This window comes from Cellulomonas massiliensis JC225 (assembly GCF_000312005.1).
Classification (GTDB): Bacteria; Actinomycetota; Actinomycetes; order Actinomycetales; family Cellulomonadaceae; genus Cellulomonas; species Cellulomonas massiliensis.
The window spans coordinates 1,067,047-1,079,593 of sequence record NZ_HE978588.1; the positions used below are offsets into that span (position 1 = coordinate 1,067,047).

At 74.8% G+C, this 12,547-nt stretch carries 11 protein-coding genes; 8 read left to right on the forward strand and 3 right to left on the reverse strand.

What is annotated here, in order from left to right:
* The first annotated feature begins 233 nt into the window (after positions 1–233).
* The 5 genes from HGCM_RS05095 to HGCM_RS05115 all read left to right on the forward strand — a co-directional run bounded on the left by HGCM_RS05095 (position 234) and on the right by HGCM_RS05115 (position 4,162).
* On the forward strand, positions 234–1,235 hold the full coding sequence (locus HGCM_RS05095; protein ID WP_019135796.1) for a bile acid:sodium symporter family protein: 1,002 nt from the start codon (positions 234–236) through the stop codon (positions 1,233–1,235).
* A gap of 36 nt (positions 1,236–1,271) precedes the next feature.
* Entirely contained in the window at positions 1,272–1,610 is a 339-nt protein-coding gene (locus tag HGCM_RS16955; RefSeq protein WP_019135797.1) for an STAS domain-containing protein, read from the forward strand.
* A gap of 90 nt (positions 1,611–1,700) precedes the next feature.
* Positions 1,701–2,216, forward strand: coding sequence for a hypothetical protein (locus HGCM_RS18740; protein ID WP_019135798.1), 516 nt, complete (start codon positions 1,701–1,703; stop codon positions 2,214–2,216).
* Positions 2,217–2,293: 77 nt separating this feature from the next.
* Entirely contained in the window at positions 2,294–2,638 is a 345-nt protein-coding gene (locus HGCM_RS19315; protein WP_040399457.1) for a YtxH domain-containing protein, read from the forward strand.
* Between the two features lie 234 nt (positions 2,639–2,872).
* Positions 2,873–4,162, forward strand: coding sequence for an MFS transporter (locus tag HGCM_RS05115; RefSeq protein ID WP_019135800.1), 1,290 nt, complete (start codon positions 2,873–2,875; stop codon positions 4,160–4,162).
* Positions 4,163–4,187: 25 nt separating this feature from the next.
* Here the strand turns inward: HGCM_RS05115 and HGCM_RS05120 are convergent, their stop codons facing one another.
* The 3 genes from HGCM_RS05120 to HGCM_RS05130 form a co-directional block, all read right to left on the reverse strand.
* Complete coding sequence (locus HGCM_RS05120; RefSeq protein ID WP_019135801.1) at positions 4,188–5,996, reverse strand: pyruvate dehydrogenase; 1,809 nt, start codon at positions 5,994–5,996, stop codon at positions 4,188–4,190.
* A gap of 84 nt (positions 5,997–6,080) precedes the next feature.
* Entirely contained in the window at positions 6,081–7,052 is a 972-nt protein-coding gene (locus HGCM_RS05125) for a phosphotransferase family protein (protein WP_019135802.1), read from the reverse strand.
* Positions 7,049–8,374, reverse strand: coding sequence for an MFS transporter (locus HGCM_RS05130; RefSeq protein WP_019135803.1), 1,326 nt, complete (start codon positions 8,372–8,374; stop codon positions 7,049–7,051). Before HGCM_RS05130 ends, HGCM_RS05125 begins: the two co-directional genes overlap by 4 nt.
* Positions 8,375–8,503: 129 nt before the next feature.
* Here HGCM_RS05130 and HGCM_RS05135 point away from each other — a divergent pair, with 129 nt between their 5' ends.
* The 3 genes from HGCM_RS05135 to HGCM_RS16965 form a co-directional block, all read left to right on the forward strand.
* Entirely contained in the window at positions 8,504–8,815 is a 312-nt protein-coding gene (locus HGCM_RS05135; protein ID WP_019135804.1) for a GNAT family N-acetyltransferase, read from the forward strand.
* A gap of 315 nt (positions 8,816–9,130) precedes the next feature.
* Complete coding sequence (locus HGCM_RS05140; RefSeq protein ID WP_019135805.1) at positions 9,131–10,699, forward strand: glycosyltransferase; 1,569 nt, start codon at positions 9,131–9,133, stop codon at positions 10,697–10,699.
* The coding region (locus HGCM_RS16965; RefSeq protein ID WP_019135806.1) for a glycoside hydrolase family 26 protein at positions 10,692–12,547 on the forward strand (1,856 nt) is incomplete at its 3' end. The genes HGCM_RS05140 and HGCM_RS16965, both read left to right, overlap by 8 nt.

The window sequence follows — 12,547 nt, forward strand, 5'->3', positions numbered from 1 at the left end:
GCCACCGCCACCGCCACCAGCACCACCGGCGCCCGCCAGAGCGCGACCGCCTGACACCCCAGAACGCCGGGCCCCCAGGTCCGGCCCGGTCGACGACACCCCCCGGAGGGATCCCCCGGGGGGTGTCGTCGCGTCCGAGGACGGCCCACGGGGCCGCACTAGGGTGGACGCGTGACGGTGAGCCAGGGACGCGGTGGACCCTGGGTGACGACCCCTCCGGCGCCGCCGGCCCCGTGACGGGTCCCGCACCGACCGGCCCCGCGCCGGCCGCCGGGCCGTGGTGGCGACGCTGGCTCGACCCGCTCACGGCGATGATCGTCGCCGCGCTCGTCCTCGGCCTGCTGCTGCCCGTCACGGGCGCCGCCGCCGCCGCGGTCGACGCCGTCCGGGACGGTGCGATCGTCCTGCTCTTCCTGCTGTACGGGGCGCGGATGCCGACGCGCGACGTGCTGCGCGGCCTGCGCCGCTGGCGGCTGCAGGGCTCGATGCTCGCCGCGACGTTCCTCGTCTTCCCGCTGCTCGGCCTGGCCACCCAGCTGCTGCCCGACGCGGTGCTCGCGCCCGACCTGCAGCGCGGGCTGCTGTACCTGTCGCTGCTGCCCTCGACCGTGCAGTCGTCGGTCGTGTTCACCTCCGTCGCGCGGGGGAACGTCGCGGGCGCGATCACCGGCGCGACGATCTCGAACGTCGTCGGCGTCGTCGTCACGCCGCTGCTCGTGACGGTGCTCATGAGCGCCTCGGCCGGCGGGCCGCAGGCCGGGGGGATCACCGGCGTGCTCCTGCAGGTGCTGCTGCCGTTCGTCGTCGGGCAGTGCGTGCAGCCGTGGGCCGGCGGCTGGCTGCGCGCGCACGCGAGCCTGACCCGGGTGACGGACCGGGCGACGATCGTGCTCGTCGTCTACGCGGCCGTCAGCGAGGCCACCGCGACGGGGGCGTGGAGCCACGTGACGCTCGGCGCGCTGCTCGTCCTGCTCGCGGTCTGCGGCGTGCTGCTCGCGGCGATGCTGGCGCTGACGTGGCGCGGCGGGGCCTGGCTCGGGCTCGACCGGGCGGACCGGATCGCGCTGCTCATGTGCGGGTCGAAGAAGAGCGCCGCCACCGGGCTCCCGATGACGGTCGTGCTCTTCACGCCGGCCGTCGCCGCGAGCGTCGCGCTGCCCGTGATCGTCTTCCACCAGCTCCAGCTCACGGTGTGCGCGCTGATCGCCCGGCGCCTGGCGGCCTCGGCGCGCTGACGTGCGGTCCCGCGGCACGGGCGTCACACTCGCGCCGTGGACGACGTCGTCTCGACCCTGACGGTCGAGCGCCGCGCCGACGAGCTGCGCGTCGTGCTCGTCGGCGACATCGACCTGCGCGTCCGCGACGAGCAGGGGCCGCGGCTGTGGTCCGCGCTGGCGGAGCCGGGCCTCGCGCGGGTCGTCGTCGACGCGGGACGCGTGCGGTTCGCCGACTCCAGCGGCATGTCGGTGCTCGTCCGGCTCGTCCGGGACGCCACCGAGGCCGGCCTCGGCGTGGAGGTGCTCGCGTGGTCGGACGCGCTGTGCGACGCGCTGGCCGTCACCGGGATCGACACGTGGATGCGCGAGCACGGCGTGCGGGTGCCCGGCTGACGCTCGTCTCCACGCCCTCGTCCCCACGCCCCGGCCGGCGTGGGCTGCGAGCGCTAGCCTCGGCCCGGGGGCCACGACGGGAGGACGCCGGTGCAGGACGCGCTCGACACGATCAGCAAGCTCGGGCCGGTCGCGACCGGCCTCGCCGCGGTCGTCGCCCTCGTCGTCGGGCTCGTCGCGTGGCGCCAGCGCCAGCAGGCCGACCGGCTCGCGGAGTGGTGGCGGCGCACGCAGTGGGCGCTCGACCGGGCGCTGTCGCCCGACCCCGGCGCGCGGGTCGTCGGCCTGGACGTGCTGGCCCTGCAGGCCACCTCCGTGCTCGCGTCCGCCGAGGACCTGCGGCTGCTGCGCGGGCTCACGCTGCCGCGCCTGCCCGACGTGCCCGACGGCTTCGAGCCGGAGCTCGTCGGTCCGGACGAGCAGCCGCACGTGACCGAGGTGCCCACGCCGACGACGCCCGACCGCGAGCCCGTCCGGCCCCAGGCCGTCGGGACGCTGCACGTGACCCGGGAGCAGGTGGCGGCGGCCCGGCTCCTGCTCGTCACCGACGCGCGGCTCGGCGAGGCGACGCCGCCCTGGGTGCAGCGGGTGGCCGCCCTGACCTGAGCCGCCGAGCGGCGCTGGACGCGCGCGGCGGGCCGATCCTGCCTACGGTCGTGCTCTCGGACCAGGAGGAGGCCCCCATGAAGAGCAAGCTCGCGTTCGTCCTCGGCGCCGGCGTCGGGTACGTGCTCGGCACCCGTGCCGGCCGTCAGCAGTTCGAGAAGATCAAGGGCTTCGCGTCCGACCTGTGGAGCGACCCGCGCGTGCAGGGGTACGTCCAGGACGTCGAGGGGCAGGCGAAGGACTTCGCACGCCAGCAGGGCTCCGCGCTCAAGGACAAGGCCGTCGACGCGGCGAAGAGCGCGTTCTCGTCGAGCTCGTCCTCCGGGGGGTCGGGCACGTCGTCCGCCTCGTCCGCGCTCGACGACGACATCCCGGTCTCGCCCATCACGGACCCGGACGGCCCGCCCCAGACCCGCCCCTGACCTCCCACCCCCCACCGCCTGACCCCCCGCCCCGGCCGAACCCCCCGGCGAGTTCGTAGCGCGGCGACCAGTTCGTGCCGTGCGCGCACCGAACTCGTCGCGCCGCTACGAACTCGTCGGATCGGGCGGCTGACCGGGGGTCGCCGGGCCCGGGTGGGCCGGGCCACGGGGGTCCCGTGACCGGCGGCGCGGGCAGCGCGCGAATCGGTTCGATCCGGCAACTACGATCGCTCGGTGCCCTCCCTGTTCGTCGACACGACACCGCTGCGCGTCAGCCCGGCGTACCGGCGGCTGTGGTGGGGGCTGACCGTCTCGAACCTCGGCACGCAGCTCACCGTCGTCGTCGTCGGCCTGCAGGTCTACGAGATCACGCGCTCGACGTTCTCCGTCGGCGTCCTGGGGCTCTGCGCGCTGGTCCCGCTCGTGGTGTTCGGGCTGTACGGCGGCGCGATCGTCGACCACTACGACCGGCGGACCGTGGCGCTCGTGTCGTCCACCGTGAGCTGGGTCGTCACGCTCGGCCTCGCGGTGCAGGGCTTCCTGCTCGGCTCGGACGCACCCGTCGCGCTGCTGTTCGCGCTCGTCGCGGTCCAGTCCGCCGCCAACGCGGTCAACTCGCCCGCGCGCGGCGCGATCGTCCCCCGCCTCCTCGAGCCGCAGCTCATGCCCGCCGCGAACGCGCTGCAGACGGCCGCCTTCAGTGCCGCCCTGATGATCGGCCCGCTGCTCGGCGCGGCCATCGCCGGTGCCGTCGGGTTCGGCTGGGCCTACGCCACGGACGCGGTGCTCTTCACCTCCGCGCTCACCGCGCTGCTCAGCCTGCCGCCCGTCCCGCCCGAGCACTCGGACACGCGGCGGCGGCGCGTGGGCCTCGCGTCGGTCGTCGACGGCCTGCGCTACCTGGGCACGCAGCGCAACGTGCGCATGACGTTCGCGGTCGACCTCGTCGCGATGGTGTGCGCGATGCCCCGCGTCGTGTTCCCGGCCGTCGGGCTGCTGTACCTCGGGGGCGGCGAGACGACGACCGGTGCCCTGACCGCCGCGCTCGCGGTCGGCTCGGCGCTGGCCACGCTCTTCTCGGGCGGCCTCGCGCGCGTGCGGTGGCAGGGGCGGGTCATCACCGGGGCGATCACCGCGTGGGGCCTGGCCGTCGTGGGCTTCGGCCTGGTGCTCGTCGCCGTCGGCCGCAGCGAGCCGTCGTCGGTCCTGTGGTGGGCCCTCGCGGCGGCGTTCCTCATGCTCGTCGTCGCGGGCGGCGCCGACGCGATCAGCGCCGTGTTCCGGCAGACGATCCTGCAGACCGCGACCCCCGACGACATGCGCGGCCGGCTGCAAGGCGTGTTCATCGTCGTCGTCGCGGGCGGCCCGCGGCTGGGCGACCTGGTGGTCGGCGGGCTGTCGAGCCGCGTCGGGGAGGCGTGGGCGGTCGTCATCGGCGGCCTGCTGTGCGTGGTGCTGCTGTGGGTGCTCGTGCGCGCGCAGCGGTCGTTCTGGCGGTACGACGCCCACCACCCCGAGCCCTGACGCGCCGCAGACCGGCGGGCCCGGGTCAGCGCGGCACGTTGCGCAGGTTCGAGCGCGCCATCGCCATGACCTCGCCGAGCCCGCCGCCGAGCACCTCCTTGCTCATGGCCGCCGTGAAGCCGCCGACCTGCTTGCGCGTGATCTTCGGCGGCAGCGAGAGCGCCCGCGGGTCCGTGACGAGGTCGACGAGCGCCGGGCCGTCGTGGGAGAACACCTCGCGCAGCGCGGTGCGGATCTGGCGCGGGTCCTCGACGCGCACGGACGGGATGCCGACCGCGCTCGCGATCGCCGCGTAGTCGATCGGCGGGGTGTCCGTCGCCCACGAGGGCAGGCCGTCGACGAGCATCTCCAGGCGCACCATCGCCAGGCTGGCGTTGTCGAACAGGATGATCTTGACCGGCAGGTCGAGCGCCTTGAGGGTGACGAGCTCGCCCAGGAGCATCGACAGCCCGCCGTCGCCGGCGATCGCGACGACGTGCCGGGGCGAGTGCTGCTCCGCCGGCTCGCCCTCGGGGTGCGCGGCGTCCGCGGGGGTGCGGCGTCCGGCCATCGCCGCGCCGATGGCGTGCGGCAGCGCGTTGGCCATCGAGCCGTGCAGGAAGGAGCCGATGACGCGCCGCCGCCCGTTGGGCGTGATGTAGCGCGCGCCCCACACGTTGCCCATCCCGGTGTCGACGGTGAAGACCGCGTCGTCGGGCGCCTCCTCGTCGAGCAGGACGGCCGCGAACTCCGGGTGGATCGGGCGCATGTCCTCGACGTCCTTCGTGTACGCGCCGACGACGCCCCCCATCGCCTTGCGGTGCCGGGCCAGCATCGAGTCGAGGAACCGCCGGCTGCGCCGCTGCTCGACCATCGGCAGCAGCGCGCGGATCGTCTCGCCGACGTCGCCGTGGACCGCGACGTCGTTGCGGGTGCGCCGCCCGAGCCGGCGGGCGTCGATGTCGACCTGTGCCGTGCGCACCTCGCTCGGCAGGAACTGGTCGTACGGGAAGTCGGTGCCGAGCAGCAGGAGCAGGTCGGCGCCGTCCATCGCCGCCTGGCAGGCGCCGTACCCGAGCAGGCCGGACATGCCGACGTCGTTCGGGTTGTCGTACTGGATGACCTCCTTGCCGCGCAGCGAGTGCCCGACGGGGGCGTGCAGCCGCTGCGCGAGCGCGAGCACCTCGTCGCGCGAGCCGCGCACCCCGACCCCGGCGAAGATCGTCACCTTCTTCGCGGCCGCGATCGCGTCGGCGAGCTCCTGCACGCTCGTCGCGTCCGGCACGACCCGAGGCGCCGGCGGCGGGGTGAGGACGTCCACGCCGTCGGGCTCGGCCTCGAGGTCCGCCACGTCGCCGGGGATCGTGAGGACGGCGACACCCGGCGCGGCGTACGCGTGGTGGATCGCCGAGCGGAAGACGCGGGGCGCCTGCGCGGCCGACGAGACGAGCTCGGAGTACACCGAGCACTCGACGAACAGCCGGTCGGGGTGGGTCTCCTGGAAGTACTGCGTGCCGATCTGCGCGCTGGGGATGTGCGACGCGATGGCGAGCACGGGCACGCGCGAGCGGTTCCCGTCGTAGAGCCCGTTGATGAGGTGCAGGTTGCCGGGGCCGCACGACCCCGCGCACACGGCCAGCCGGCCGGTGATCTCGGCCTCCGCCGCCGCGGCGAACGCCCCTGCCTCCTCGTTGCGGACGTGCACCCAGGCGATGTCCGCACCGTCCGCCGCCGCGCGCCGGATCGCGTCGACCACCGGGTTCAGCGAGTCTCCGACGATGCCGTACACGTGCCGCGCGCCGGCGGCGATGATCTGCGCGACGAGCTGGTCGGCGACGGTGCGGCGGCGTGCCATGGGTCCTCCCGGGGACGGACGGTCGTTCCCCCACTCTCACGCCCGGGCGCAGCCCCCGCACCCGGGGAGCGCGCCGCCGGCGGGTCAGGCCAGGGCGGCGAGCGCCGAGCGCAGGAGGGCGGCGACCGACGCCCGGTGGCCCGCGACCCAGTCGCCCGCGTACCCGCGCGGAGCCACCTCGACGGTCATCACGAGCCCCATCCACATCCGGTAGAGCTCGAGACGGCGCCGCGCGTCGGCGTCGAGCGTGAGGCCGGCCGCAGCGACGAGGCCGGGGTGCGGCTCGGCCGGCCCGAACGCGTCGACGCCGGACAGCTCCAGCACGGGGTCCCCCCACACCGCGCGCTCGGGGTCGATGACGCCGAGCAGGGCGCCCGTCGCCTCGTCGACGAACAGGTTGCCGGGCCACAGGTCGGTGTGGACGAGCGAGGGGCGGGTCACCTGCGCGAGCGCGTCGCCGTGCCGGACGAGCGCGGCCCGCACCTCGTCGGCCGGCACCTCGACCCGCCAGCGCGCGGCGTCCGCGAGCAGCGCTTCGACGACGAGCCGGAACGCGTCCGGCCACGACGGCGCCTGCAGCGCCGGGCGCCCCGGGTAGCCGAACACCGGCCCGGTGACGCTGCGCAGCTCCGCGACGACCGCGCCGAGGTCCCGCACGAGCCGCCCGACGCGGGCGTCGTCGGCGGAGGGGTACAGCCCGAGCCGGTCGGCGGGCGTCCCGTCGAGGTGGCTGGCCACGACGACGTCGCCCTCGACGACGGTCCGGCTGAGGTCGACGTGCAGCAGCCGGGGCATCCGCAGCGCGGGCCGGTCGGCCGCGAGGCCGTAGACGAGCGCCTCGGTGCGCAGCAGGTCGTGCTCGTGCGTGAGCAGGCGCGAGTCGCCGGCGGGGGCCTGCTTGACGACGACGCGCGTGCCGTCGTCCAGGGTGACGCGGTGCGTCGTGGCGAACATGCCGCCGGAGAGCGGCTCGGCCCCGACGGCCCGGCCGACCGGTGCGACGAGCCGCGCCAGCACCTCGAGGTCGGCCGTCGCCGGCGCGCTCGTCATGGTCATGCGTCGTCGCGCGCGCGCCGGTCGGCGGCCGCGACGGCGGCGCCGCCCGTCGGGCTCGCCGGCTCCTCGTCGCAGGTGGACCGGTGCTCCTCGTCGGCGGGCGCGTCGGAGGTCTCGTCCGTGCCCTGCCAGCGCGGCGTCGCGCGCAGGGTCGGCAGCGCCGCGAGGGTCGCGACCACCGCGACGGCCGCGGAGAGGACGACGACGAGGAACCCGCCGTGCGACCCGACGGCGTCGATCCGCACGCCGGCGACGGACGACCCGACCGAGACGCCGATCCCGAGCGCCGTGCCGATCCACGTGAGCCCCTCGGTCAGCCGCGACGGAGGCACGAGCGCCTGCACCAGCGCGTTGCCGTTGATGATCGTCGGCGCGATCGCGAAGCCGGTGACGAACATCGCCCCCGCCAGCAGCCACAGCGAGCTCGCGACGAAGAACGTGCACACCCCGAGCGCGAGGGCGACCATCCCGATCGCGAAGCGGGTGGACAGCGGCCGGACCCACTGCCGGGCGCCGTACAGCAGCCCCGAGATGAGCGACCCGGCGGCGAACACGGCGAGGATCACGCCCGCGATCCCCTTGCGCCCGACCTCCTCGGCGAACGCGACGGTGGAGACGTCGGTCGCGCCGAAGATCGAGCCCATCGCGACGAACACGAGGATGAGGACGAGCATCCCGGGAGCCCGCAGCACGGACCCGCGGTGCCGCGGCGCCCCGGGCGCGGAGACGGGCGGCTCGGTCGCGCGCTGCGCGAGGAACCACAGGCCGCCGAGCACCATCGCGACGACCGGCACGACGAGGCCGGCGACGGGGTGCACGCCGGTCGCGAGCAGCGTCGCCGCGACGGGCCCGACGATGAACACGAGCTCGTCGAGCGCCGACTCCAGGGAGTAGGCCGTGTGCATCCGCGCGGCGTCCCCGCCGAGCACGTGGGACCAGCGGGCGCGCACGAGGGAGCCGAACGACCCGAGCGTCGCGCCGGAGACGACCGCCAGGAGGTACAGCACGATCGTCGGGGCGTGGGACGCGGCCGCGGCGACGAGCCCGACGACCCCGAGCGAGCAGACGACGAGCGCGGGGCGCATGACGCGGGCCTGCCCGTGCCGGTCGACGAGGCGCGCGAGCGGCGGCGAGCAGACGGCCTGCGCCACGACGAACGCGGCGGACACCTTGCCGGCGAGCCCGTACGAGCCGTAGATGCCGGAGACCATGAGCACGATGCCGATCCCGACCATCGAGATCGGGAGGCGGGCGACGACGGCGGCGGCGGAGAAGCTCAGCGCCCCCGGGCGCGACAGGACGTCACGGTACGGCTGGAGCACGTCGCTCATCCTCGCATCGATTCGACCCCGCGCTCGACCCCATATCCGGGCGGTGGGCTGCCGGGCCCGAGGGCGGGCCGAGCGTGGCCGAGGGTGGACGGCGGCGCGGCGGTGCCCGACGATCGGCGCATGGGCATCCCCGTCGAGGTCGTCGAGAACACCGCCGAGCACCGGTTCGAGGCGCGCGAGCCCGGCACCGGCCGCGTGATGGGCTTCTCGCAGTACCAGGACGTCGAGGGCTACGTCGTCTTCCTGCACACCGAGACCACGCCCGCCGACGAGGGCAAGGGCGTCGCGTCGGCGCTCGTCGCCGGGGCCGTGGACCAGCTCCGTGCGTCCGGCCGCCGCGGCGTCGCGCTGTGCCCGTACGTCCGCGCGTGGCTCAAGCGCCACGTCGACGCGGCCGACGTCATCGGCCTCGCCATGCCGTCCGCTCGCTGAGCCGGCGCCGCAGCCGGCGACGACGCCGCGCGGGGCGCGGCTCGGGACGAAACGGGTCGAACGGGCGAAAGCCGGGAACCCGTCATAGCAACTGTTACTTGCTGTTAACCGGCAGGACCTTCCAGCCGCGTCGGCGCCGTGTGCAGGGTGGAGGTGCCGCCCTCGCCAGAGCCGAGGAGCCGCACCGCCGCCGGGTCGAGACCAGCGCCCGGCTCCCCGACGACGGACGCACGACTCGAGCGTGCCCGGACGTCCACGCCTGCCGCCGACGATGCCGCGCAGAGTCCACGCTGCCCGCACCGTCAGGAGACCCGCGTGTTCGTCTTCGTCCTGCAGCTCCGCCACATGGCCACCTACCAGAACGAGTTCTACCTGTTCGCCGTCTTCTCATGCCTCGTCTGGGCGCTGTGGCTGCTCAAGGTGCTGCTGTCGCGCCGGTACCGGCCGGTCACCGCGCCGTACGCCGTCACGACGAGCGTGGTCGTCCCGGTCGTCGACGAGCCGCTCGACCTGTTCCGCGACGTCCTCACCCGCATCGTCCGGCAGCAGCCCGACGAGGTGATCGTCGTCATCAACGGCGCCCGCAACCCCGCGCTCGAGCAGGTGTGCGACGAGCTCGCGCCCGCCGTGCGGTGGGTGCACACCGCGATCCCGGGCAAGCGCAACGCCGTGAAGATCGGCACCCAGCTGTCCACCGGCGACGTCACCGTGCTCGTCGACTCCGACACGATCTGGACCGAGGGCACGCTCGCCGAGCTGGTGAAGCCGTTCGCCGACCCCGCCGTCGGCGGCGTGACCACCCGGCAGCGCATCCTCGAGCCGACGCGCTCGTGGATCACCCGCTGGGCGGACTGGCTGGAGAACACCCGGGCGCTCTACTCGATGCCCGCGCAGTCGGTGCTGGGCCAGGTGGGCTGCCTGCCCGGCCGGACGATCGCGTTCCGCCGCCGCATCCTCATGGAGGTCATGGACAAGTTCATGACCGAGCGGTTCCTCGGCGTCTTCCTCGAGGTCTCCGACGACCGCACCCTGACCAACCTGACGCTCAAGGCGGGGTACCGCACCGTCTACCAGTCGACGAGCCTCGTCTACACGGACGCGCCGTTGCAGGTCCGCAAGCTGTGGAAGCAACAGCTGCGCTGGGCGCGCGGCAGCCAGTACAACACGCTGCGGATGACGCCGTGGATGCTCGGGCACGCGCCCGTGCTGGCCGTCTTCTTCCTCACCGACATCGTCCTGCCGTTCCTGCTGTTCGGGACGATCGCGGGCTGGGTCTACCGGGCCGTGACGCACACCGGCACCAACCTGTACGCCGCGATCCTCGACACCTACACCGGCCTGTCCGGGTGGGCGTGGGTCGTCGCGCTGATGATCGTCTCGTCCGTGCTGTCGATGGCGATCCGGCAGGTGCGGCACCTCGCCGAGAAGCCCTCGGACTTCCTGCGGCTGCCCGTGTTCATCATCGTCTCGACGTTCTTCCTCATGCCGATCCGGCTCATCGGCTTCCTGCGGATGGCGCACGTCGCCGGCTGGGGGACGCGCGCCGGTGCGTACCAGGCGGGCCAGGACGACGCGGGCGACGAGCCCGCGGCCGTGACGCCCGGCGCCGGCCTGACCGCCGACGAGGTGTGGAGCCGGCTCGAGGCGGACGACGCGCCGCGCGACCTCGTCGACCGCACGCCGCCCTCGGGCGTCCCGTCGGTCGACCCGTCCGGGAGCCGCCGCGGGGGCGTCGCCACGAGCACGCGGCGCGAGACGCGTCCCGCCGCGACCGCCCGGACGTCCCGCCGGACCCGGTCCGGTCGGCGGCTCAACCCGCTCGCCGCCGTGCCCTACGGCATCGCCGTCGCCCTGCTCGCGCTGGAGGCCCTGGCTTATGTCTGACCGACTCTCCCTCGTCGCCGCCAGCCGCGGCGCCCGCTGGGCCGCGCTGGCCCTGTCCCTGGCCCTCGGCGTCGTGACCCTCGTCGTGTGGCTGTCCCCCGCGAGCGACTCGGAGGCGCAGGGCACCGCGCACGAGCAGGCGCTGCAGCGGCAGATCGACCAGCTCGAGGCGGACCTGGCCTCGACCCAGCACACCCTCGACGCCCGCCGCACGGAGCTCGCCGCGCTCCAGGCGTCCAACGCCAAGGCCGCGCGCGAGCGGGCCGAAGGCCAGGCGCGCGGCGAGGCCAAGGCCGCCGCCGAGAAGCAGGCCGCGCAGGAGCGCGGGGCCGCGAAGGCCCAGGCCGAGCGCGACGCCGCCGCGCAGCAGGGTCGCGAGCAGGCGGCGGAGCAGCGTGCCGTCGCCGCGGAGCGCGGCCAGCAGAAGGCCGCCTGGGAGCGCGCGGCGGCCGCGGAGGTCGGGCGCGCCAAGGCCGCCGCGGCGCGCGAGGCGGCCCGGGCGGCCGAGGAGGCCGGCCGCACGAAGGCCCGGCTGGAGAAGGACGTGGCCGCGGCCGACGGCAGGGCGAAGGGCGCCGCGGAGCGGGAGCGGTCCGCGCGCGACCTCGTCGAGAAGCTCAAGCAGGACCTGCGCGACGCGACGAACCCGAAGCCGGTCAAGCCGACCGCGCCGCCGCTGTCGGAGCTGCTCGCGCCGACGAAGCGCCAGTTCGGGCTGTACACGACCCAGTCGCCGTTCAACTGGGCCGAGCTGGACGACGTCGCGGCGAAGGTCGGCGCGAAGCCGACGATGGCCGGCTACTTCCAGGGCTGGGACGGCGACTTCCGGGCCGACGCGGTCAACCGCTCGTGGACGAAGGGCATGCTCCCGCTGCTCACGTGGGAGTCGCGACCGCTGAAGTCGGGCAACGACCAGCCCACCGACCCGGACTACTCGCTGCCGGTCATCATCGACGGGAAGTACGACGACTACCTGCACCGGTACGCGCGGGACGTCGTGAAGAACGGTCTGCCCCTGGCGATCCGCCTGGACCACGAGATGAACGGCTCCTGGTACCCCTGGGGCGAGCGGACGTGGGGCGGGGGCCCGCTCAACGGCAACGGCAAGGGCGACTTCGTGAAGATGTGGCGCCACGTGCACGACATCTTCGAGGAGGAGGGCGCGAACCAGTACGTCATCTGGATCTGGGCCCCGAACATCGTCAACGCGCTGCCGGACTACGCGAAGTGGTCGAGCTGGTACATGAAGAGCCTGTACCCCGGCGACGAGTACGTGGACTGGGTCGGGCTGTCCGGCTACTACCGGCCGCCGTACCGGTCGGACCAGACGCCGACGTTCGAGTACACGTACGACGCGTCGCTCGACCAGCTCCGGGAGATCACCGACAAGCCGATCCTGCTGGCCGAGATCGGCGCCTCGGAGATCGGCGGCAGGAAGCCGCAGTGGGTCAGCAGCCTGTTCGAAGGGCTCGCCAAGCCCGAGAACGCCGACGTCATCGGGTTCGCGTGGTTCCACCACACCGTGACGACGATCAGCGGCGGCGAGCGGGTGACGAACGACTGGCGCATCGACTCGCGGCGCGACTCGCTGCAGGCGTTCGTCGACGGCCTGCACGACCCCGCCCTCGGGTTCCTCACCGACGGGTCGAGGTCGAGGGCGGCGCTCCCCGCGTCGCCGACGACGAGCCCGGTGGCGACGCCGGCCCCGAGCCCCACGGCCCCGAGCCCGACGGCGACCGCGACCCCGCAGGCGACCGGCGTCCCGCGGGGCCCGGGGACGACCGCCACGCCGTCGCCCACCCCGACGGCCTCGCCGCCGCCGGACGAGGCCGCCGAACCGGCGGCGAC